Origin of the sequence: Saccharopolyspora sp. NPDC050642 (assembly GCF_040654735.1) — a bacterium.
GTDB classification, from domain to species: Bacteria; Actinomycetota; Actinomycetes; order Mycobacteriales; family Pseudonocardiaceae; genus Saccharopolyspora; species Saccharopolyspora elongata.
This window is the reverse complement of record NZ_JBFAIN010000001.1, coordinates 327,934-349,341: the sequence shown is the minus strand read 5'-3', so window position 1 is coordinate 349,341 and position 21,408 is coordinate 327,934. Positions and strand designations below refer to the sequence as shown.

23 protein-coding genes are annotated in these 21,408 nt (G+C 71.7%); 6 read left to right on the top strand and 17 right to left on the bottom strand.

Going from position 1 to position 21,408, the window contains the following annotated elements:
* The first annotated feature begins 137 nt into the window (after positions 1 to 137).
* Positions 138 to 974, top strand: coding sequence for a class I SAM-dependent methyltransferase (locus tag AB0H93_RS01625; protein WP_358565726.1), 837 nt, complete (start codon positions 138 to 140; stop codon positions 972 to 974).
* 36 nt (positions 975 to 1,010) lie between these two features.
* Here the strand turns inward: AB0H93_RS01625 and AB0H93_RS01620 are convergent, their stop codons facing one another.
* Complete coding sequence (locus AB0H93_RS01620; protein WP_358565724.1) at positions 1,011 to 2,663, bottom strand: amidohydrolase; 1,653 nt, start codon at positions 2,661 to 2,663, stop codon at positions 1,011 to 1,013.
* A 27-nt stretch (positions 2,664 to 2,690) separates the two neighbouring features.
* Positions 2,691 to 3,995 carry an MFS transporter gene (locus AB0H93_RS01615; protein ID WP_358565721.1) on the bottom strand — a complete coding sequence of 435 codons (1,305 nt, stop codon included), beginning with the start codon at positions 3,993 to 3,995 and terminating at the stop codon, positions 2,691 to 2,693.
* 185 nt (positions 3,996 to 4,180) lie between these two features.
* Between AB0H93_RS01615 and AB0H93_RS01610 the strand changes: the two genes are divergently transcribed.
* The gene (locus tag AB0H93_RS01610; RefSeq protein WP_358565719.1) at positions 4,181 to 5,080 is read left to right on the top strand and encodes a LysR family transcriptional regulator; all 900 of its coding nucleotides are present in this window, start codon (positions 4,181 to 4,183) and stop codon (positions 5,078 to 5,080) included.
* A 22-nt stretch (positions 5,081 to 5,102) separates the two neighbouring features.
* Here the strand turns inward: AB0H93_RS01610 and AB0H93_RS01605 are convergent, their stop codons facing one another.
* Together AB0H93_RS01605 and AB0H93_RS01600 are read right to left on the bottom strand one after the other, a co-directional pair.
* A complete protein-coding gene (locus AB0H93_RS01605; protein ID WP_358565716.1) occupies positions 5,103 to 6,302 on the bottom strand; it encodes an MFS transporter in 1,200 nt (399 codons plus the stop codon).
* Positions 6,303 to 6,494: 192 nt separating this feature from the next.
* Positions 6,495 to 7,688: an amidohydrolase family protein gene (locus tag AB0H93_RS01600; RefSeq protein ID WP_358565713.1), complete on the bottom strand. Its 1,194-nt coding sequence runs from the start codon at positions 7,686 to 7,688 to the stop codon at positions 6,495 to 6,497.
* Between the two features lie 329 nt (positions 7,689 to 8,017).
* On the opposite strand from AB0H93_RS01600, the gene AB0H93_RS01595 reads away from it, so the two are divergent.
* Positions 8,018 to 9,031: a M14 family zinc carboxypeptidase gene (locus AB0H93_RS01595; protein ID WP_358565711.1), complete on the top strand. Its 1,014-nt coding sequence runs from the start codon at positions 8,018 to 8,020 to the stop codon at positions 9,029 to 9,031.
* Between the two features lie 222 nt (positions 9,032 to 9,253).
* On the opposite strand, the gene AB0H93_RS01590 is transcribed toward AB0H93_RS01595, so the two are convergent.
* Positions 9,254 to 9,946: a haloacid dehalogenase type II gene (locus tag AB0H93_RS01590; protein ID WP_358565708.1), complete on the bottom strand. Its 693-nt coding sequence runs from the start codon at positions 9,944 to 9,946 to the stop codon at positions 9,254 to 9,256.
* Positions 9,947 to 10,027: 81 nt separating this feature from the next.
* Between AB0H93_RS01590 and AB0H93_RS01585 the strand changes: the two genes are divergently transcribed.
* Entirely contained in the window at positions 10,028 to 10,567 is a 540-nt protein-coding gene (locus AB0H93_RS01585; protein WP_358565705.1) for a CGNR zinc finger domain-containing protein, read from the top strand.
* A 40-nt stretch (positions 10,568 to 10,607) separates the two neighbouring features.
* On the opposite strand, the gene AB0H93_RS01580 is transcribed toward AB0H93_RS01585, so the two are convergent.
* From AB0H93_RS01580 to AB0H93_RS01555, 6 genes are read right to left on the bottom strand one after another with little or no spacing between them, the layout of a single operon-like run.
* Positions 10,608 to 10,802: a ferredoxin gene (locus AB0H93_RS01580; RefSeq protein WP_132484962.1), complete on the bottom strand. Its 195-nt coding sequence runs from the start codon at positions 10,800 to 10,802 to the stop codon at positions 10,608 to 10,610.
* A gap of 23 nt (positions 10,803 to 10,825) precedes the next feature.
* The gene (locus tag AB0H93_RS01575; protein ID WP_358565702.1) at positions 10,826 to 12,043 is read right to left on the bottom strand and encodes a cytochrome P450; all 1,218 of its coding nucleotides are present in this window, start codon (positions 12,041 to 12,043) and stop codon (positions 10,826 to 10,828) included.
* Between the two features lie 22 nt (positions 12,044 to 12,065).
* Positions 12,066 to 13,247, bottom strand: coding sequence for an FAD-dependent oxidoreductase (locus AB0H93_RS01570; protein WP_358565699.1), 1,182 nt, complete (start codon positions 13,245 to 13,247; stop codon positions 12,066 to 12,068).
* Positions 13,244 to 13,444 carry a ferredoxin gene (locus AB0H93_RS01565; RefSeq protein ID WP_132484958.1) on the bottom strand — a complete coding sequence of 67 codons (201 nt, stop codon included), beginning with the start codon at positions 13,442 to 13,444 and terminating at the stop codon, positions 13,244 to 13,246. The genes AB0H93_RS01570 and AB0H93_RS01565 overlap by 4 nt, the downstream gene beginning before the upstream one ends.
* Before the next feature lie 42 nt (positions 13,445 to 13,486).
* The gene (locus AB0H93_RS01560) at positions 13,487 to 14,131 is read right to left on the bottom strand and encodes a TetR family transcriptional regulator (RefSeq protein ID WP_358565695.1); all 645 of its coding nucleotides are present in this window, start codon (positions 14,129 to 14,131) and stop codon (positions 13,487 to 13,489) included.
* A 2-nt stretch (positions 14,132 to 14,133) separates the two neighbouring features.
* Entirely contained in the window at positions 14,134 to 15,351 is a 1,218-nt protein-coding gene (locus tag AB0H93_RS01555; RefSeq protein ID WP_358565692.1) for a cytochrome P450, read from the bottom strand.
* A gap of 114 nt (positions 15,352 to 15,465) precedes the next feature.
* On the opposite strand from AB0H93_RS01555, the gene AB0H93_RS01550 reads away from it, so the two are divergent.
* Positions 15,466 to 16,896 carry an MFS transporter gene (locus AB0H93_RS01550; protein WP_358565689.1) on the top strand — a complete coding sequence of 477 codons (1,431 nt, stop codon included), beginning with the start codon at positions 15,466 to 15,468 and terminating at the stop codon, positions 16,894 to 16,896.
* On the opposite strand, the gene AB0H93_RS01545 is transcribed toward AB0H93_RS01550, so the two are convergent.
* Both AB0H93_RS01545 and AB0H93_RS01540 read right to left on the bottom strand, forming a co-directional pair.
* Positions 16,881 to 18,107 carry an Ig-like domain-containing protein gene (locus AB0H93_RS01545; RefSeq protein WP_358565686.1) on the bottom strand — a complete coding sequence of 409 codons (1,227 nt, stop codon included), beginning with the start codon at positions 18,105 to 18,107 and terminating at the stop codon, positions 16,881 to 16,883. The genes AB0H93_RS01550 and AB0H93_RS01545 overlap by 16 nt on opposite strands.
* A 23-nt stretch (positions 18,108 to 18,130) precedes the next feature.
* Positions 18,131 to 18,349, bottom strand: a complete 219-nt coding sequence (locus tag AB0H93_RS01540) for a hypothetical protein (protein ID WP_358565683.1) — start codon at positions 18,347 to 18,349, stop codon at positions 18,131 to 18,133.
* 102 nt (positions 18,350 to 18,451) lie between these two features.
* On the opposite strand from AB0H93_RS01540, the gene AB0H93_RS01535 reads away from it, so the two are divergent.
* Positions 18,452 to 18,622 (top strand): hypothetical protein, encoded by a 171-nt coding sequence (locus tag AB0H93_RS01535; protein ID WP_358565680.1) that lies wholly within the window; start codon positions 18,452 to 18,454, stop codon positions 18,620 to 18,622.
* A 75-nt stretch (positions 18,623 to 18,697) separates the two neighbouring features.
* On the opposite strand, the gene AB0H93_RS01530 is transcribed toward AB0H93_RS01535, so the two are convergent.
* The 4 genes from AB0H93_RS01530 to AB0H93_RS01515 all read right to left on the bottom strand — a co-directional run bounded on the left by AB0H93_RS01530 (position 18,698) and on the right by AB0H93_RS01515 (position 21,164).
* A complete protein-coding gene (locus tag AB0H93_RS01530; protein WP_358565677.1) occupies positions 18,698 to 19,585 on the bottom strand; it encodes a serine protease in 888 nt (295 codons plus the stop codon).
* Between the two features lie 126 nt (positions 19,586 to 19,711).
* Positions 19,712 to 20,314, bottom strand: a complete 603-nt coding sequence (locus AB0H93_RS01525) for a TIGR03086 family metal-binding protein (protein ID WP_358565674.1) — start codon at positions 20,312 to 20,314, stop codon at positions 19,712 to 19,714.
* 217 nt (positions 20,315 to 20,531) lie between these two features.
* On the bottom strand, positions 20,532 to 20,690 hold the full coding sequence (locus tag AB0H93_RS01520; protein ID WP_358565672.1) for a hypothetical protein: 159 nt from the start codon (positions 20,688 to 20,690) through the stop codon (positions 20,532 to 20,534).
* A 282-nt stretch (positions 20,691 to 20,972) separates the two neighbouring features.
* On the bottom strand, positions 20,973 to 21,164 hold the full coding sequence (locus tag AB0H93_RS01515; RefSeq protein WP_358565670.1) for a hypothetical protein: 192 nt from the start codon (positions 21,162 to 21,164) through the stop codon (positions 20,973 to 20,975).
* Positions 21,165 to 21,408 lie beyond the last annotated feature (244 nt).

The window sequence follows — 21,408 nt, the reverse complement described above, 5'->3', positions numbered from 1 at the left end:
CGCGGTGGATTGCGCCGCCGGAGGCGGTGTGCGCCGTGAAGCAAGCGCGTTCACCGATCTGGACGAAGCCTTGGTCCGAAGGTGTTGCAGATGATCAGCGGGCCTCGGAAACCCGGGCGCGCTGCCAGAATCGAGGCATGTCGCAGTCCCGGGGAAACAGGACGCCGTTCGACGAGATCTACGACCAGCCCGACCCCCGCGCCTACTTCCGCAGCCTCGGCCGGTACGGCTACCGGACGCCGCACCACGCCCAACCGGTGTTCCGCCGCCTCCTGGCGGAACGGGCGAGGTCCGGGCGGGTGACGGTGCTGGACCTGTGCTGCTCCTACGGCATCAACGCCGCGCTGCTCAACCACGACCTGACCTTCGACGACCTCCACGCCCACTACACCTCGCCGGACGTGGCCGAACTGGGGACCGCCGAACTGATCGAGCGCGACAAGGACTTCTACGCCGCTCGCCGCCGCGCGGACGCGGTCCCGGTGGTGGGCCTGGACATCGCCGCGCCCGCGATCGACTACGCGGTGGCCGCCGGCCTGCTCGACGCCGGTTTCACCGAGAACCTGGAGACCGCGTCCGCGTCTCCGGCGTTCTTGCGGGCCGCTGCTCCGGCGAACCTGATCATCGTGACCGGCGGCGTCAGCTTCCTCTCCGCCCGGACCTTCCACCAACTGCTGCACGCGGCGCCCGAACCGGTGTGGGTGGCCGCTTTCGTCCTGCGCACCGGGACCTACCGGCCGATCGCCGACGCCCTCGCCGAACACGGGCTCGTCACCGAGGTCGACGCGGACCGCACCTTCGTGCAACGCCGGTTCACCGACCCGGAGGAGCAGCACTACGCCATCGCGGCCGTCGAGGCCACCGGAGCCGACCCCGCCGGGAAGGAGACCGGGGGCAGCTACCACGCCGCACTGCACCTGTCCCGCCCGCCGCAACACCTGACCACGCCTTACGGCCGCATCATCGCGCCCTGAACCGCCGCCGCAGGGTTGTGCGGCGGCGGCGTGCGTTCAGGCGGTCTTCAACGCTCCGGTGTTGTGGGCGATCCGTCCGCCGACGACCGTCGCGCCCACCGTGAGCTCGCCGATGCGTTCCGGCGCCACGCTCAGCAGGTCGTCGCTGAGGACCGTGAAGTCGGCGAGCATGCCCCGGGCGAGGGTGCCCTTGATGTGCTCCTCGTGGACGGCGTGGGCCGAGCCGATCGTGTACGCGCGCAGGGCCTCGTGCGCCGTCACGGCCTCGTCCGGGCCGATCGGCGCGCCCGAGGCGGTTCGCCGGTTCACCATGTCGTGGATGCTCAGCAGCGGATCGGGAGCAACCACCGGCGCATCCGTGGAGCCCGGCAGCACCACGCCCGCGTCCAGGAACGAGCGCATCCGGTAGGCGAGCTGTCCCCGCTCGGGCCCGAGGGCCGCCAGCATGCCGTCGCCGATCTCCGACAGGAACCGGCCCTGCGGCACCGGGATCAGGCCGAGCTCGGCGATCCGGGCGACCTGCTCGGCGCTCGTCACCGCCGCGTGCTCGATCCGGTGCCGCACATCGGTGCGCGGGTGCAGCCGCTGCGCCTCCTCGTAGGAGTCGAGGACGACGTCGAGGGCGGCGTCGCCGATGGCGTGCGTGGCGACCTGCCAGCCGCAGCGGTGCGCTTCGACGATGTAGCGGCGGATCTGCTCCCGCTCGTACTGCAGCAGCCCGCTGTTGCCGGGGGAGTCGTGGTAGTCGCAGCACATCGCCGCGGACCGGCCGATCAGCGAACCGTCGGAGAGGATCTTCGTCGGCCCGATGCGCAGCCACTCGTCGCCGAACCCGGTGCGCAGGCCGAGGTCGAGGCCGTACCAGGTGTTGCCCGGCTCCAGCGCGCCGCAGTCGTGCAGCGCGGTGATGTAGGGCATGACCGTCATCCGGACACCGAGCAGCCCCCGTTCCCGCGCGCGCATGTAGGCATCCAGGTCGGCGGGGCCGTTGCCGATGCCGTCGACGACGCCGATGCCCGGCTCCGTCGCGCTGGTCAGCCCGATCGCGAGCGCGGCCTCCGAGGCGGCGGCGATGTTGGCGACCCACTCCTCGGACGACTCCGGCCGGAGTACGTGCTCGACCAGTTGCATCGCGGTCTCCTGGAGCAGCCCCACCGCGCGCCCGTCCGCGTCGCGCACGACGTGGCCGCCCGGCATGTCGGGCACGTCCGCGAGGTCGGTGAACCCGGCCCGCTTGAACGCCTCCGTGTTGGCCACGGCCATGTGGTGCGAGGTGTGCATCAGCCACACCGGGCGGCCCTGCGCGGCCCGGTCGAGCGCTTCGGCGGTCGGGTGTTCGCCGATCTTGTTCTGGTCGTAGCCCGAGCCCGTCACCCACGCGTCGGTCGGCAGCGTCGCCGCCCGCTCGGCCACCGCCTGGTAGAGCGCGTCGAGGCTCGGTGCGGCCTCGTAGGAGACGTCCAGCTCGCGCAGCCCCTTGCCGACCAGGCTGAGGTGGTGGTGCGCGTCGTTGAAGCCCGGCACGGCGTGCGCGCCGCCGAGGTCGACCACCACGTCGGACGCGCAGCCCGCCGCCTCGTCGTCGAGCGCGGCGATCCGGCCGCCCAGGACGCCGACGGTGTGGGCCGCCGGACGGTCCGGGTCGAGGGTGGTGAACCGTCCATTGTGGAAGATCGCGTCGAGGCGCACGATTGGTCAACTCCTTCTCTGGATGGGTCAGGCGATGGCTTGGGCGGGCTGTTCCTGGGCCGCTCGCCGCGCGCCGAAGCGGGCGAGACCGGCGACGCTCGCGGTCGTGATCAGCAGCAGGGCCACGTAGAACGCGGCCACCGGCCAGAAGGAACCGCCGCTGGAGGTCAGCAGGGCCTGGGCTGCGAACGGCGTCGTGCCGCCGATGAGCGTCGAGCAGAGCTGGTAGGCCAGCGAGATCCCGGTGTAGCGGATCCGGGAGGGGAAGGCGCGGGCGAGGAAGCCGGCCAGCACGGCGTAGTACCCGGAGCCGCTGACGATGGCGAGCGCGATGCCGGCGAAGACCAGCAGCGGCTGCGCGGTGTTGATCAGCAGGAACATCGGGACGGCGACGACGGCGTTGACCAGCAGCGAGCACACCATGAACCGGGCCTCGCCGACCCGCTCGGAGATCAGCGCGGCGATCGGCTGCCACAGGAACTGCACCACCGAGAGCGCGAGCAGGACGTACAGCATCGTCTGCCGGTTCATGTGCAGCTCGTTGGTGGTCCAGGAGAGCACGAACGTGTTGGTGAAGTAGGCGGTCGAGATGCCCATGATCGAGGCGCCGATGCCGAGCAGCACGGTCCGCCAGGCGGTGCGCAGCACCTCGGCGACCGGCAGCCGCACCACGTCGCCGCTGGACTTGACCCGCTCGAACTCGCCGGACTCCTCGACCTTCATGCGGATCAGCAGGCCGACCACGACGAGGACCCCGGACAGCAGGAACGGCACCCGCCAGCCCCACGCGAGGAAGGCGGCGTCGTCCAGGGTGCCCGCGGCCAGGAAGACCAGCGTGGCCAGGATCGCCCCGGCCGGGGAGCCCTGCTGCACCAGCATCGCGAAGAAGGAACCCCGGCCCTTCGGCGCGTGCTCGGACGCCATCAGGACCGCGCCGCCCCACTCGCCGCCGACGGCGATGCCCTGGACGGCGCGCAGCAGCGCCAGCAGGAACGGGGCGGCGACGCCGATCTGCGCGTGGGTGGGCAGCACACCGATCAGGAAGGTGGCGACGCCCATCAGCAGCAGCGTCGTGACCAGCGTGCCCTTGCGGCCCATGCGGTCGCCGAAGTGGCCGAAGATGATGCCGCCCAGCGGACGGGCGAGGAAACCGACCCAGAAGGTCGCGAAGGAGGCGAGCACACCCGCGGCGGGCGAGACCTCGGGGAAGAACAGCTTCCCGAAGACCAGCGCGGACGCCGTTCCGTAGATGTAGAAGTCGTACCACTCGATTGGTGGTGCCGACGAAGGAGGCGAGACCCGCGCGGCGGGCCTGGCCGGAGGCGCGGGCAACCCCGGCGGGGCGTGGGACGTTCATGGGGTCTCCGGCGGTAGCGGAGCCTTCGGTGCGGGTTCTCACCGGAGGAGCCGGGCGGGTGTGTTGGACAGCCCATAGTTTGAGTTCGGGCTCCGATGTCGTCTAATACTTGATTGCTAGCAATCTGATGCCTCAGAGGCATCGTCGAAGGGAGGGCGACGTGGAGCTGCGGGTGCTTCGCTACTTCCTCGCCGTCGCGGAGTCCGAGTCGGTCACGGCCGCGGCCAGAATGGTGCACGTCGCGCAGCCGTCCCTGTCCCGCCAGCTGAGCGCCTTGGAGCGGGACCTGGGGGTATCGCTGTTCACACGCCGCCCCGGGTCGCTGACGCTCAACGCCGCCGGCCGCCGCTTCCGCCCGGTCGCCCAGGACCTGGTGCGCCGCGCAGAGCAGGCCGCCGAGACGATGGCCGCCATGGGCGAGGGGGAGGAGGCGGCGCTCACCGTGGTCGCCGCGCCGGCGACGGTCGCGTCCCTGCTGGCCCCGTTCATGGCGGGCGGCGGCGCGGCGGGGCCCACGCTCCGCGATGCCATCCAGGAGGAGCCGAGCCGGGTCTTCGAGACGCTGATGCGCAGCGACGCGGACATCGGGATCTCGACGTTCCCGGCCCCGGCCTCTCTGGAGTCGGCGTTCCTGGGGTGCACCCCGGTGCTGGCCCAGGTCCCCGCCGAGCACCCCCTGGGCGGGCGCACCACGATCGACCTCGCCGAGCTGGTCGCCGAGCCGCTGATCGTGATGACCCGGTCGAACGTGGCCCGGCTGGTCGTCGACGAGGCCATCAGCCGGGAGGGCCTGACGCCGGCCGGTGTCGTCGAGACCGGCTCCTCGGCCTTCGCCCAGGCCCTCGCCGCGGCGGGCCGGGGGATCTGCCTGGTCACCGACGAGGCCCGGTTCGGCCTGCGGGACCTGATCGTGCGCACCGGCGAAGGCCCGCTGACGGTGCCCCTCCACGCGGGCTGGGACGCCGCCCACTACGCACGGCCTTCCATCCAGGCCCTGGTCGACGGCTTGCGCGTCTACTGCGTGGAGCGCACGCGGCGGTTCCCGGGACTGCAGCCCTGAGCCCAGCGTCCCTTGTGGACGGTCATCGCGAGGTGGTGGGCTTCGCGCGGCGGGATCCGCCCACCACGAACAGGGCGAGGACGGCGAGCGCCGCGCCGAACCACAGCACGCTCGTGGTGCCGATGCCGTCGACGGCCAAGCCGCCGACGAGCGAGCCGAGCGCGATGGACAGGTTGAACGTGGAGACGTACAGCGAGGATGCGGCCTCGGTGGTCTCCGGCGCGGTCTTGAGGATCCAGGTCTGGAAGGTGACCGGCAGCGCGCCGTAGCCCGCGCCCCACAGCACCAGGACGGCGGCCGCGGTGACGGCGGTGTTGTCGACGATGGCGAGGACGACCATGGCCAGGGCGAGGATCGCGGCGATGCCCGCGGCGGTCTGCCGCATCCGCCTGGCGATGAGCGCGCCGGCGACGAAGTTGCCGCAGATCCCGGCGAGGCCGAACGCCAGCAGCAGCACGCCGATCAGCGCGCCGTCGACGCCGTCGGCCTGGAGGATCGGCCGGATGAACGTGTAGGCCAGGAAGTGGCCGGTGACGCCGAGGAACGTGATGGCGATGCCGGCCCGCACACCGGCGTTGCCCAGGAAGACCCGCGGCAGGTCGGCGAATCCGATGGTCCGCCGGGCCGGCACCTTCGGCATCAGCAGGGCGATGCAGACCAGGGAGACGAGGCCGAGGACGCCCACCGCCGCGAACGCGTTGCGCCAGCCGGTGAGGTCGCCGAGGAACGTGCCGATGGGAACGCCGAAGACGGACGCGGTTTCGACCCCGCCGAAGATGACCGCGGTCGCCCGGGGCGCGTGCCGCTCCGGCACCAGGCGCAGCGCGATTCCGCCGGAGACGGACCAGAAGCCGCCGACGCTGATGCCGATCAGGAAGCGGGCGATCAGGACGGTGGTGAAGCCGGTCGCGAAGGCGGAGGCGAGGTTGGCGGCGCCGACCAGGCCGATCAGGGCCGCCAGCACGACGCGGCGGTCGAGCCGGCCGGTCGCGACCGTGACCAGCGGAGCGGAGACGGTGGCGACGAGGCCGGGAACGGTCAGCATCAGGCCCGCGGTGCCCTCCGACACGTCCAGCTCGGAACCGACCGGGGTCAGCAGACCCACCGGCAGCAGCTCGGAGGTCATCAGGGAGAAGATGCCCAGGGCCACGGCCAGCACGGCGAGCCAGCCCCTGGCAGTCGACCGGCCGGTCGCGGACACCGGATCCTCGCAGGTCGTCACGACTCCAGAAACCTTTCTCGGGGAGAGTGATCCGCGGCGCGCTGCCGCCGGTCAGGCGGTGACGAGGACGGCGGAGGAGTCCATGCGCTGTGGCACCGGGAAAGCTGTCACCCCACGACCCTAAGCGCCGGAACGACCGCGGATCTGGTGCATTCGCAGGCGGGGAACACGGGCCAATTCGCCGCCGCCCGGTCAGCCCGGCGGCTGGAACTCGCGCCCGCGGGCGAGGACCAGCCGCAGGTTGCGCAGGTCGTCGAGGCGGGCCAGCGGGTCGCCTTCGACCACGATCAGATCGGCGTCGTACCCCGGCCGGATCCGTCCGACCCGGTCGCCGATGCCGAGCGCGTCGGCACTCGCGGTGGTGACCATGTCGAGCACCTGGTCCAGCGGGAAGCCCAGGTGGTCGAAGAGTTCCATGGTGCCCGGCAGATCGTCGAACACCGAGCCGGGAAGGCCCGCATCGGTGCCGATGATCAGCGGCACGCCGAGTTCGTCGAGCCAGACCAGCCGGCCGTACATCTCCTCGGTGCCCGCCGGGCCCAGCCGCTCCATGAGTGCGCGCCAGTTCCGCGACAAGGCGGTGCAGGCGTGGATTCCCTTGTCGGCCATCTGCTTCGCGACGTCGTCGCGGCGATCCGGCCCGTCGGGCCCCTTCCAGGAGCAGTGTTCGATGGTGGAGACTCCGGCGGCCGTCGCGGCGGCGATCGACTCCGTGCCGTGGGCGTGCGCGGCCACCGGCAACCCGTGGTTCGCCGCTTCCTCGACGATGATCGCCAGTTCTGCCCCGGTGAACTGGGATGCCCACATCGGCGGCGAGTCCGGCGTGATCTGGCCGCCGGAGGCCATCACCTTGATGACGTCGGCGCCCAGGGCCGCGTTCTGCCGGACCCGCTCCTGGATCTCCGCTTCGCCCGAGACGGCACCGCCGAGGAAGTGGCAGTGCCCATCGCGGATGGTCAACGGCGGCGCCGACGCGAGGATGCGCGGACCCGGCAGGTCGCCGCGGGCGATGGCGTCGCGGAGGCGGATCGCGAGGCCGCTGCGATCGCCGAGGTCGCGGACGGTCGTGACGCCGCTGCCCAGCGCCTGCTGCGCCCGCCCGGCCATGCCCGGCAACAGGTCCAGGTCGTCCGCCTGGATCAGGTTCTCCAGGAAGTGCGGCGTGGCGTCGAAGCAGAGGTGCACGTGCGCGTTGATAAGCCCGGGCAGCAGGGTGGACGTCGTGGGGAAGTGCCGGTGGCGAGCTGCCGGCCCGGCCTGCTGCTCGATCTCCCGGCGGTCGCCGACGGCGACGATGGTGTCGTCCTCGACCAGCACGCCACCGTCCCGAATCCGCTGCCGGGCCGGCCCGATGAGCACCTGTCCCGCCGTGATCACCTGCTGCACGTCCTCGTCCTCTCCACGCCCGGCCTGTTGTCGCGTAGCGCAAACGTAGGCCCGGTGGCAGGCGGCGTTGGGGCGGACCACGACCGGCGGGCACGAACGGGCTAACCGCGCCACCCGAACAGCGCCGCTCGGCGTCCCGGTTTCGTTCGGCGCCAACGGGTTTGCGCTGGATGATCGCCGGCGGGTGCCGACACGAACCGGTCGGGCCGTCGCGGTCGGGAGTGCGTCAGCGCCTGGCGGTGCAGCGGGCCGTCCGATCGTTGCCGGTGCAAGGGAATTCGGCTCCGGATCTTGTGGTGCGGCCGTTCGGCGGGGCAGACTCCTGCGTCATGGTGAAGTCGACGCGCATAGCGCTGCTTTCCGTTGTCGTAGCGGTCCTTTCGATCCTGGGTTTCGTCGCGCCTTCGCAGGCCACGCCGCCCGGTCGGGTCGACCCGCGGCCCAGCACGGAGGAGCTCGCCCGGGAGCTGCAGGAGCTCCAGTGGCGCAGCCGCGGCGCGATCCGGGTGAACGCGATCGGCGAGTCCAACCAGGGCAGGCCGGTGTGGAGCACGCGGGTCGGCGACGGGCCGTTGCGCATCCTCTACGTCACGCAGCAGCACGGTGACGAGCCGCTCGGCACGCCCGCCGCGCTGGAGTTCCTGCGCGACGTCGGCGTCGGCCGGAGCGACTACCAGCGCTGGTTGCGGTCGCAGGTGACCGTCGACATCGTGGTGCGGGCGAATCCCGATGGCCACGAGCAGAACTGGCGCTACAACTACGCGCCCGACGCCGACCCCGAGTACGGCGAGGCGGGCAAGGGCTACGACATCAACCGCTACCACGACCCCGCGGTCGCGCCCGAGGACAACCCGGCCACCGAGGCCGGCCTGATCCAGCGGCACTACGCGGAGTTCCAGCCGCAGATCGTGGTCGACTACCACATGCAGGGCCGCTACGTCGACGGCTCGGGGCGCGAGATCACCGCGTCGCTGCTGTGGCCGACGACCCCGGGCGTCGAAGCGGACGACATCGCGCTGGCCAAGCAGATCTCGGTGGTGGCGCAGCGGTCGATGACCGAGGGCGGCGCGAACGTGTCGCAGTACCCGGGCGGCGACTACCAGGGCATCGCCCGCAACGCCTACGGTCTGCGCGGCAGCGGCAGCGTGCTCATCGAGCTGAGCGACATGGGTGCGGAGCACGAGCAGGCGCAGATCGACTCGGCGCTGCGGTCGATGCTGGCCATCGCGCACAGCGCGGCCGACGGCTCGCTGGCGACCGTCGATCCGGCCGAGGCCGATGCGATCCCGCCGCGCGGGACGCCGCTGCCGCAGGCCGCGGCGAGCGGCGCGCACGCCGACTGAGCCGGTAGCAGAAGCACACGGCCTGTGCGCAGGTCGTGTGCTTCTTCGTTTCCGGGCGCAGGTGCGCTAGCGGTTCGCCGGCACGCCGAAGGATTCCAGCACGGTGTCCACATAGGACTTCACGTTCTCGTGTGCGGCGGCGGCGCTGTTCAGCGCGGCCGTGCCGAGGTAGACCGCGTACGCGGCGGCGGCGAGGCGGCGGGCCTGGTCGGCGGGGTCTGGTCAGCCCTCCGTCAGCGCGGCGATCAGGTCGTCCAGGTCGTCGAACCGCCAGTCGAAGGTGTCGGAGCTCGTCGGCGGATCTCCTCCCGGCCGGTGGACGTAGGCGGTCCGCATGCCGGTCGCCTGGGCCGCGCGGAGGTCCCAGGCGTGGGCGGCCACCATGAGCACGCGTTCTGGTGGGCAGCCTGCGGTGTCGATCGCGAGCCGGTAGACCTCCGGCGCGGGCTTGTAGGCCAGGGCGGCTTCGCCGGGCAAGGCCTGGTGCCAGCGCAACCCCGCATGCGCGCTGAGCCGCAACAATGCGGTGCGGCTGGCGTTGGAGAGCCCGAGCACGGCGAAGTGCTCCGCGAGCCGATCCAGGGTGGCGACGGTGTCGCCCCAGGGCGGCAGCCGCTGACCCGCCGTGGCCAGCCGGGCGATGACCGCCGGATCGGTGAGCCCGGCGCGGTCGGCCACCAGCCGCGCGGCCTCTCCGTCGATGATCTCGGAGTTGGCGTACGCGCGATGTCCTTGCGCGATGCGTTGCTGTTCGAGCTCAACGTGCCCCAGCCACGAGGCGAGCAGCTCGTCGGCCGTCGCATCGTCGGACGTGGGCACCGCGTCGCGAATCGCCGCACGCAGTCCGCTGGGTTCGTCGACCAGTGTTCCGAGGACGTCGAAGACGACGACCTCGACGTCGCGGATCTCTGCCACGCGATCTCCTCCTGGGCTGGCGTCACCGGTTTGACAGGTGACGATATTGCTCCCAGGTTCGTCACCGGTCAAGATGGTGACGTGGATTTCGCATTCGTGAGCGGCAACGCGGCCCTCGACCTGGCCGGCACCGTGGGGTCTCGCCGCGACGAGCCCATCGATGGCCTGGCCACGCCCGCAGACCTGGAGCGGTGGGTGGCCGAATGCGCCGAGCTCCCGGACCGGGTCACCGCCGACTTCGCAACCTTCGAGTTCGCGCTGTCACTGCGCGAAGCGCTCTACCGGCTCGCCCTCGATCGCATGCTCGACCGGCCCTTCGATCCGGGCAGCCTTCAGATCGTCAACGGCGCGGCCGCCGCGCCGCTGCCCGCGATCAAGCTCAGCGACGCGGGGCTGGACATCTCGGGAGATCTCCGTGCGGTGCTGGCTCACATAGCCAGGAGCGGTATCGCCGTGCTCGGCGATCCCCACGCCTGTCTCAAGGAATGCGGTCGCAACGACTGCACCCGCATCTACCTCGACCGCTCGCGCGGCGCCCGGCGCACCTGGTGCGGGATGGACGAATGCGGCAACCGCGTCAAGGCCGCGGCCTACCGGGCTCGCCGACGGGCCAAGGCCTGAACGATCGCGCCGCAGGCGAGCCGCGGCGCGATCGCCGATGTCAGTCCTCCACGACGATGGCCAGCGCCGGGCACAGCACCGCGGCCTGCTGGACGTCCTCGGCGAGTTCGGCGGGCGGATTCGCGTTGAGCAGCACCACGACGCCGTCCTCGTCGCGCTGGTCGAAGACCTCTTCCGCGGCCAGCACGCACTGACCGGACGAGACGCACTTGTCCTGGTCGATGGTCACCTTCATCGGAACTCCTCGGGGTCGGGCGGTCACCAGGTGACCGGCAGGCGGTAGACGCCGTAGACGGAACCGTCGTGCTTGAACGGGATCTGCGCCAGGTCCTCGGCCAGGCGCAGGGTGGGGATGCGCCGGTAGAGCGTGCTGTAGACGACCTGCAGCTCCATCCGCGCCAGCGGCTGCCCGAGGCACTGGTGCACGCCGAAGCCGAAGGCCACGTGGTGGCGGGCGTCGCGGGTGAGGTCCAGCCGGTCGGGATCGGGGAAGGCCTCGGGATCGCGGTTGCCGATGTCGTTGGCCATGATCATGCCCTCGCCGGCGCGGATGACCTGACCGCCGATCTCGATGTCCTCCAGCGCCACCCGGCGCCGCCCGTTGTGCGTGATGTGCAGGTAGCGCAGCAGTTCCTCGACCGCGCCGGCGACCAGCTTCGGGTCGTCGGTCTCGCGCAGCAGCGCCAGCTGTTCCGGGTGCTCCAGCAGGGCGAGCGTGCCGAGGGCGATCATGTTCGCGGTGGTCTCGTGCCCGGCGATCAGCAGCAACACGCCCATCCGCGCCGCTTCGTCCCGGGGCAGTTCCCCGGCCGCGACCCGCTCGGTCAGCCGGGACAGCAGGTCGTCGCCGGGGTTCACGAGCTTCGCGCCGACGAGTTCGTCCAGGTAACCGGCCAGCCGGCCCATCGCGGCGGTGCGGTCGTCGGGGCTCGCGTCCCGCTTGATGATGGTCTTGCTGTTCTCCTGGAAGAAGTCGTGATCGGAGTAGGGGACGCCGAGCAGTTCGCAGATCACCAGCGAGGGCACCGGCAGCGCGAACGCCTCGACCAGGTCCACCGGGTTCGGGCCGGCGAGGAGCTCGTCGATCAGGTCGTCCACGATCTTCTGCACGGCCGGGCGCATCGCGGCCACCCGCTTGACGGTGAACGGCGCGGTCACCATCCGCCGCAGCCTCGCGTGCTCGGGATCGTCCATCAGGATGAAGCTGACGCCGGAACCGCCCGGCCTGACCGGCGCCGAGCTGGGGTAGCCGGGGCGGGTGATGTCGGCGCTGACCCGCGGATCGGCCAGCAGCGTCCGCTGCTCCGCGTAGCGGGTCACCAGCCACGGGGTGCTGCCGTCCCACAGCCGGACCTTCGCGAGCGGCCCCGCCTCCTGCCGGAACCGCAGGTCTGGCGGCGGGTCGAACGGGCAGCCCGCCGCCCGGGCCATCGGGAACTCCGGGACATCCGCCGATTCCTCGCGAACTGGGATCATCGCTTGCCTTCCTGGGTCGTCGTCACCGGACCGGTGCGGAAAGCGCCTCGACGACCTCGCCGCGGCGCAACCGGGTCTGCTTGGGCATGTTCCAGCCCAGCACGCCCACGGCCTCGCCATCGCGGCGGTACATCGCGACGAACCGCCCGTCCGCCGGGTCTCCGTCCACGATGGTCGCTTCGGCGGCGGCCGTGGGCAGGCCGTGGACCTGGATCTTGGTGTCGTACTGGTCGGTCCAGAAGTGCGGCACGGGGGAGTAGGGCTGGTCGTCGCCGAGGATGTTGGCCGCGACGGCGTTCGCCTGCATGGTCGCGTTGGTCCGGTTCTCCAGCCGCAGCGAGACACCGAGCGCGTCGTGCTGCCAGCGGGCTACGTCCCCAGCCCCGTAGATCCCTTCCGCCGCGCGGCAGCGGGAGTCGCAGACGAGCCCGTTGTCCAGCTGCAGCCCGCTTTCCGCGAGCCATTCCGTCGCCGGCGCGGCGCCGAGCGCCACCACGACGACGTCGGCGGGCAGTTCGTCGCCGGTGTCCAGGCGCACGCCGGTGACCCTGCCGTCCTGCCCGGTCAGCCCGTCGACGGCCGTGCCCAGCCGCAGCCGGACGCCGCGCTCGGCGTGCAGGTCGCCGAGCAGCCCGCCGACCAGGGTGCCGAACTGGCTCGCCATCGGCACCGGCTGCGGGCCGACCAGCGTCACGTCCGCGCCCATTCCCCTTGCCGTGGCGGCGATTTCGGTACCGAGGACGCCGTCCCCGACCACGACCACGCGCGTCGCGCTCAGCAGGGCCGACCGCAGCGCCAGGGAGTCGTCGACGGTGCGCAGCACGTGCACGCCGGTCAGGCCGTCCTGGCCGGGCAGCGTGCGGGGCCGCAGCCCCGTCGCCACGACGATGGTTCCGGCGGTCAGGGTTCGGCCGGAGGCGGTGCGAACGGTGCGGGTCGCCGGATCCAGGCCGACCGCCGGGTCGCCGAGGATGATGTCGGCGTCCAGTTCGGCCAGCTTCTCCGGCGACCGGAGCCGCACCCGCTCGGCCTCCCATGTCCCGGAGAGGACCTGCTTGGACAGCGGCGGGCGGTCGTAGGGCAGATGCGACTCGGCTCCCAGGATGGTCAGGGAATCGAGATATCCCTTGCGGCGCAACGCATCTGCGGCGGTGATGCCGGCGGCGGACGCGCCGACCACCAGCACGCCTGCGGGCGCGCTCACGCGTTCTCGCCCAGCTCGATCGCCGCCGCCGGGCACACGCCGGCCGCCTCGCGGACCGCGGCGTGCAGCGGCTCGGCCGGTGCCGCGTCGAGCAGGATCACGACCCCGTCGTCCTCCCGCTGGTCGAACACCTCGGGGGCGAGCAGCGCGCATTGCCCTGCGCCGCAACACCTGTCCTCGTCGACGGTCACCTTCACGAGCATCCTCCTCGAGCGGATTTCGGCTGGGCCGAACGGAAATCAACGCGTGACCGGTGCCAGCCACATCCCGACGATAGCGTCGATCAAGCCGCTCGCGGCGTCCTGCCAGTTGTTCCGCGGTGTGGCGGTGCCTTCGGCGAGAGCGCGTTCGCGCTCGGCGCACATGTGCACCATGAGCTGGCGGGCCATGTCGCCGCGCTCCAGCCGCACGTCGACCGGCAGGTCGGGCAGGCACCGGTTGAGGCCGTCGAGGACCGTCAGCAGCGACGGCGCGGTGAGGGACTCGTCGATCATGATCTCGCGCAGCGCGGGATCGGTCATGACCTGCGCCCCGAACCGGGCGAACCAGGTGGGGCTGCCGAGGGCGGCCAGGTGCTCGGTGACCGGGCAGACCAGGCAGGCCACCCAGTCCCGCACGTCGGTGGAGCCGTCGGCCTCGGCGACCATGGTCAGGCGCAGCCGCTCGATCTGCTCGGAGTGCCGGCGCGCGATCGCCCGCACCAGGTCGGCCTTGGTGCCGAAGTGGTAGCCGACCGCGGTGTTGTTGCCCTGCCCCGCGGCCTCGCTGACCTGGCGGTTGGACACGGCGAACACCCCGTGCTCGGCGAAAAGCCGTTCCGCCGCCGCCAAGATCTGCTCCCGCGTCGCGTTGACCCGTTCTGCCCGGGCGGTCTTCCCGGCCATCGTCACCACCGCACCGGAAGTTCGCGGAGGCCGCCGACGGCGAGGCCCTCGACCCGGTTGAGGTCGTCCGGCGCCACGGCGAGCTCCAGCGTGGGGAGGCGGCGGAGCAGCACGTCGAGCACGGCCTGCAGCTCGGTGCGGGCCAACGCCTGGCCCAGGCAGGAGTGCGCCCCGGCGCCGAAGGCCAGGTGCGGGTTCGGGCTGCGGCCGAGGTCCATCTCGTCGGCGCCGTCGAACGCCGTGGCGTCGCGGTTGGCCGCGGCCATGCTGCACACCACGGTCGTGCCCGCGGGCAGCCGGATGTCGGCGACCTCGGCGTCCTCGCCGATGTAGCGCGGCATGCCGAAGCCGGGGTTGGCGTCGAACCGCAGCGCCTCCTCCACCGCGGTGCGCACCAGGGAGCGGTCCGCGAGCAGCCGTTCCCACCGCGTGCGGTCGGCCAGCAGCAGCGCCACCATCTTGCCGATCATGTTCGCCGTGGTCTCGTGCCCGGCGACCAGCAGGCCCTGGCCGGTGCCCACCAGTTCCGCGTCGCTGAGCCGGCGGCCCTCGGCGTCGGTGCCCGCGATCAGCTCGCTGAGCAGGTCGTCGCCCGGCGCCGCGCGCTTGGCGGCGATGTGGGCGGCCATGTACTCGACGAACTCGGCCTGCGCCGCGTCGATCTCCGCCTGCTCGTAGCGGGTCAGGTTGAGCAGCGTGTCGGACCAGTGCGCGAACTCGTCCCGGTCGCTGTCCGGCACGCCGAGCATGGTGCAGATGACCCACACCGGCAGCGGGAAGCCGAGGCTCGCCTTGAGATCCGCGTGGTCGCCGCGCGCCACCATGTCGTCGATGAGCCGCTCGGCCATCGCCTCGATCTCGGGCCGCAGCGCGGTCATCCGCCGCGCGGTGAACCACTTGCCGACCATCCGCCGCCACCGCTGGTGCGCGTCACCGGACTGGGGGAGCGCGGTCGCCAGCGAGCTGTTGAACACGCCGCCCGACTCGTTGGCCGAGATCCGGGCCGCGCCTTCGGCGCTGAGCTGCCGGGTGAACCGCGGGTCGGACAGCACCCGCTTGACGTCGTCGTAGCGGGTGAGCAGCGAAGCCTCGTCGCCGCTGGGCAGCGACACCCGCGCCACCGGGCACCCCTGCCGCAGCTGCGCCCACTCCGCGGGCGGTTCCAGCGCCGCCGCGCTGGGAATCGGGTAGTCCAGCAGCTGTTCGCCCTCGGCGGTCATGCGCGCTCCTCCCGGTCGGTCTGCGACCAGTTAACCGATCCCGCTACTTTAAGTCAATCAACTGATTTAAAGTAGCCGACCGGCAACGCCGATCACGCCGACGGAGGCCCCGCCATGCCCCACGCCCCAGCCCGAGCCGCCGACGCCGTGGTCTCGGGCCAGCCGCGCGCGAACACCGTCGTGGCGGTGCTGGCCTTCGGCGGGATCGTGGTCTCGCTGATGCAGACCCTGGTCATCCCGCTGGTCCCCGTGCTCCCCGCGCTGCTGGGCGCGTCCGCGGCCGACGCCGCGTGGGCGATCACCGCGACGCTGCTCGCCGGGGCCGTCGCGACCCCGGTCGTGGGCCGGCTGGGGGACATGTACGGCAAGCGGCGCATGCTGCTGATCAGCCTGGTGCTGCTGGTGGCCGGCTCGGCGGTGTGCGGCCTCAGCGACTCGTTGACGCCCATGGTCGTCGGGCGGATCCTGCAGGGGCTGGCCGCGGGCGTCATCCCGCTGGGGATCAGCATCATGCGCGACGTGCTCCCGGCCGAACGGCTCGGCTCGGCGACCGCGACGATGAGCGCCTCGCTGGGCGTCGGCGGCGCGTTCGGCCTGCCCGCGGCCGCCTTCCTGGCCGAACGCACCGACTGGCACGTGCTCTTCTGGACGTCGGCGGGCCTGGGTGCGGTCGCGACCGCGCTGGTGCTGGCATTCGTGCCGGAATCCGGCGTGCGCAGCGGCGGGCGCTTCGACCTCGTGGGCGCGATCGGGCTGTCTGCCGGACTGATCTGCCTGCTGCTGGCGATCTCCAAGGGCGCGGAGTGGGGCTGGACCGCCACCCGTGCCGGGGGACTGCTCGGCGCGTCGGCGGTGCTGTTCCTGCTGTGGGGCTGGTGGGAGCTGCGCGTCGCCCGGCCGCTGGTGGACCTGCGCACCACCGCGCGCCGCCAGGTGCTGCTCACCAACATCGCGTCCGCGGTGTTCGGGTTCGCCATGTTCGCGATGTCCCTGGTGCTGCCGCAGCTCCTGCAGCTGCCCGCGGCCACCGGCTACGGCCTGGCGCAGACGATGTTCGTCGTGGGACTGGCGATGGGCCCGTCGGGTCTGGTGATGATGGCCATGGCGCCGCTGTCCGCGCGCATTTCGAAGGCCCGGGGACCGAAGACGACGCTGATGCTGGGCGCCGTCGTGGTGGCAGCCGGTTACGGCCTGGGCATCGTGCTGATGTCCGCGGTCTGGCAGCTCGTGCTCGTCTCCAGCGTGATCGGCGCCGGCATCGGGCTCGCCTACGGGGCGATGCCCGCGCTCATCATGGCGGCGGTGCCCGTCGCGGAGACCGCGGCCGCCAACAGCCTCAACACCCTGATGCGCGCCATCGGCACCTCGGTCTCCAGCGCGGTGGCGGGCGCCGTGCTCGCGCAGCTGACCGCGACGTTCGGCGCGCTGACCGTACCGTCCGAGGCAGGTTTCCAGGTGATCATGGCGATGGCCGCCGCAGCGGCCCTCCTCGCGCTCGCGATCGCCGCCTTCCTGCCCCGGCACGCCGCTCAGCGCGGCTGGTAGAGGGCGCTGCCCTTGATGTACTCGTCGTAGGGGATCGTCCAGTCCGGGATGTCGCCGTCGGCCGGGGTCAGCGGCCGGTCGGAGCCGACGATCTCCACCGGGTCGCCGATCTGCACGAAGTCGAAGTACCACTTGCCGTTGGCCGGCGACAGGTTGATGCACCCGTGCGAGACGTTGGCGGCCCCCTGCTGCCCGACCGTCGCGGCGTTGACGTGCACGAACTCGCCGTTGTTGGAGATGCGCACGGCGTGCGGGAGGACCTCGTCGTAGTAGCCGGGCTGGCCCTTCTGCGGCCCGCCCCAGGTGTCCGAGCGCATCCGCGTCGAGGTGTGCTTCTCGAAGGCCACGTGGACGCCGGACTGGGTCGGGTAGACGCTCCTGCCGTAGGAGGCCGGGAGCTCCCGGATCGGCTGGCCGTCCTGGAAGACGGTGAACGTGTGGGTGTTGACGTCGCCGATCGCGCGCTGGTCGCGCCCGATGAGGAAGCTGGTCTCGGTGTCGTCGGTGCCCATCACGCCGCCGCCGGTGTCCACGCCGTACAGCTGCGCGCGCACCCGGACGATGGTGCCGGACTTCCAGAACTCCTTGGGGCGCCAGTTCACCTGCTCGTCGCTCATCCAGTGGAACGAGCCCTCGGTCGGCACCGACGGCTCGACCGACAGGCGGCGCTCGACGGCGGCCCGGTCGGTCACCGGCCGGCTGAAGTAGATCGACACCGGCATGGCGACGCCGACCGTGTCGCCGTCGGTGGGCCGGGTCCGCTCGACGGTGACGGTGTCCACGGGCTTGACCGTGCTGAAGGTCGAGTTCAGCGGCGCCGACGGCTTCCGCTCGACGTCCTCGGCCAGGGCGTGCACCCGGTAGGTGGTGCCGAACTCCAGCGGCGTCGTCGTGCTCCACCAGCGGCCGCCGTCGCGCAGCGAACCGGGGATCGTCCTTCCCCCGTCCGTGGTAACGGTGACCGAGGTGAGCGTGCCCGCGTGCGCGGTGACGACCAGCGGCTCGCTGGGCGCGACCTGCGCGGCGCGGTCCGGCACCGAGGCCGTCACGGACGCGGCCGAAGGCTTCGGTGGAGCCGTGCACGAGGCCATCGCGCAGGCGAGCACGCCTCCGACGACGACCCGCCACGCTGTTGCTACCCGCATCCCCGGCCCCCGTCCCTTGCCGATGTGCCCGACATCGAAACCACTGTCCGGGGCGGGGCCGAACATCTCAACACGATCATGCGGCCGGGCTACCTGCCGGGAAGGCGCCAAACGATCGGGTTCTCGACCTCGTCGCCCTCACCCGCGGCGTCCAGCCGGCAGCTGTCGTACCGGGCGCCGGGCCTGTCGAAGTCGGCGGGGGAGCGGCGGCCCTCGCAGCCCGGCATCGAACCGGTGATGAGCATGCCGGCGGTGCGAACCGCCGCAGCCGCCGGAGCTCGCCAGGAGGTGGTCCGGTTCGGGTCCACAATGGTCAGTTTGCGTCTCGTCCTCGCGGTCTTGGCCCGTGCGCACTTTGTGTCGCTATAGCAGCACAAAGTGCGCACGGTCGGTGCGATGCCGTTGTCGGAGTGGACGACGATCCGCTGGCGTGCTACTCGTACCCGCCGCTGATCACGATCCGGGTCGACCTGGCGGCCGAAGCCCGGCGGCTGACCGACTCCGTGCTGTCGGCGCTGGGGCGTCCCGCGCCGCCGGCGGAAGGACCGTTCGTGAACCTGGTGGTGCGGGATTCCACCTGATCGGCGTGATCGGTGCTGATGGCACGGGGCCCCGGCGGTGCGATCCACCGCCGGGGCCCTGTCGCGATCAGGAGATCACGCGATGACGCTGTCGATCCAGCCGCGGAAGTGGCCGACGCTGGTGTAGACGTCGGGCGACTCGCCGCAGACGTGGCCGACGCCGCGGCTGTCCACGCCGACGACCCGCCAGCGGTCGCCTTCCTTGACCAGCAGCGGCGAACCGGAGTCGCCGCCGCAGGGACCGCGAACGCCTTCGGGGTTGTCCGCGCAGACGTCGCCGTCGTGGATGCCCCAGGAGGTGTCGCCGTCCGGGCCCGCCACGCACTTCGGCGTGTCGGACGGGATGATCGAGGTGTCGAGCTGCTGGAGCTGGGTCGGCAGCTTGGTCGGGTCACCGGCGTCGGCGTTGGAGACGTAGCCCCAGCCGATCTCGCGGACCGCGGTGCCCGGCGCGGTGAGCTCGTCGGCCATCGGCGCCGGCGCGTCGGCGATCGGCCCGTCGAGGTGCAGGAGCGCGATGTCCTTGCCCAGCTCGCGGTCCTCGTACGAGTGGTACTCGGGGTGCACCACGATGTCCTGGAGCTTGGCGATGGTTCCGCCGGAGGTCCGGTCGTTGGAGCCGACGCGCACGTGCAGCAGCGCCGGGTCCATCACGACGTAGGCGCCGCCGTTCGGGTCGGGCGAGGTGACGCAGTGCGCCGCCGTCACGACCCACTCCGGGCTGATCAGCGCGCCGCCGCAGCGGTGCGAGTTCGGGTCCCCGTTGCGTTCGTACTCTAATGACGTCATGAACGAGTAGGTCTGGTCCGCGGGTGTGCCGCCGATGATCGAGGGCGTCACGTCGCCGGTCGGTTCGCCGGCCTGCGCCGTCCCGAAGCTCGTGAACGCGCCCGCGGCGGCGACCGCGGCGGCCAGCGCCGCGGTGCGCTTCAGCGACCCCGGCACCGGCAGGTTCTTGGTCATCTGCTGTTGTCCTCCGATTTCCCCGCACGAAGATCACGTGCGATGTTGATCAAGGTAGCCCAGCCCGGGCGCGCGGGGAGCGGATTCTGCAAGATCGAATTCCAGATCGAATTCCGGTGGCGGAGCTCAGGGTTGGCGGCCCATCAGGCGCAGCATCCGCTGCTGGCGGGTCTCGTCGGCGGGAGCCGCCGCGGCCGCCGCGAAGTAGCTGTGCGTGCTGCCCGGGTCGAGCGGCCCCTCGGCGACGCCGGTGTAGAGCCACTCGAAGTTGTCGTCGACCCACTCGACCAGCGACGGGTCCAGTTCCTCCGGGGCGCCGGTGGCGCGGGCGAGGTCCCAGCTGTGCACGACGGTGTCGGCGATGAGCAGGCCGAGCAGTTTGCGGCCGTCGACCGGGCCGAACGGGTAGTCCACGACCCGGTCCAGCGCCCCGGGCTCGCCGAAGGCGGCGAGGCAGCTCGCCGCGGCGGCGTCGAACGATCCGGCGGGGTCGTCGCCGAGCGCGTCCTGCTCGCGGATCACCAGGAACTGGGCGCTGTCGCCGCCGTGCAGCAGCAGGCGGTAGATCGCGTTCGCCTGCACCAGGTGGCTCACCAGCGCGCGCACGTCCCATTCGGCGCAGGGGGTCGGATCGGCCCACTGGCCGGGCTCGATCGACCGCACCCCGCGGGCGAAGTCCGCGTTGGTGCGGCGGAGGTGGGCGAACAGCACGTCGTCGGAAGCACGCATGAGCCGATCATGGTGGCGCCGCCGGCTCGTGTCCGGCGGCAATCGGCCCCGGTACTTCCGAGCGGTGTTCGAGTCCTGTGTGGACTACGAGGGTCGTCCCGACGCAGCAGTAGCTCCCGCCTTGATGAAGACGGGAGCTACCAGAAATGCTGGACTGGTCTATCGGGTTGGATGTGGTTTCTGGTTCGGAAGAGGATCCCGGGACGTCAATGCCGGCTCAGCGCCAGCCGCCCCAACGACCCCATCCGCCCCAGCCACCCCAGCCACCCCAGCGGCCCCAGCCGCCGCCCCAGCCCCAACCCCAGCCCCAGCCCCAGCCCCAGCCGTGGCCCCAGCCCCAGCCGTGACGGTTGCTGAAGATAGTGCTGATCTGCATGGTGACCCCTCGTTAATCCCGTGATGGGGATTGCCGCACCGGGCCTTTCCGGGGAGCGCGAAGAGCCCGCCGGGACTCCCGGTGCTTTTCTGCCGACCCCGGCGACGTGAGTACGTCGTCGGATTCACCGACTTTTGCCGGTACTTGTCACGGTATTGCCAGTAAAAGGCCGGTAAAGGGGTCTTTCGCCCCGAGTTCGATCCGTAGCCGATCAGTCACGCTGCGCATGCGGGCGGCGCCGGCGTCGGTCGCGGGGTATTGGAGTGCACAGTGGACGGACCGTCAGGAGTTGACCGGCGAGCCGACGGCAGGTTCGGCGACGGGAACCGAGGGGCGCGCGGTGACCACGACCGGGCCGCCGCAGTTCCAGCATTCCGGCTCGTTCTCGGGCGCGGAACGTCCGGCGACATCGCAGCCCGGGCACAGCCAGGCGGTCAGGATGATGTGACCGCGGGGATCGTGTCGGGGACGCATGGGCAGCCACCACTCTGATCGTGTCGGGTGCCGCCTGCATGCTGTGACCGCTCCGACGGGTGCTCACTCTGTTGGGTGGAAATTATTGGGTAGGCGGGCACGCGCAGTCAACAGTGCCGCGCGCCACGCCGAAGCCGACCGGGGCCGCGTCGCCGCAGATCATGCCGCCCTTGACAGCGCACGGCACCGGGAGTCTCCTCGGTTCTGGGCCGCCGGTCCGCGATTCTCCGGCCGGCGACCGCAG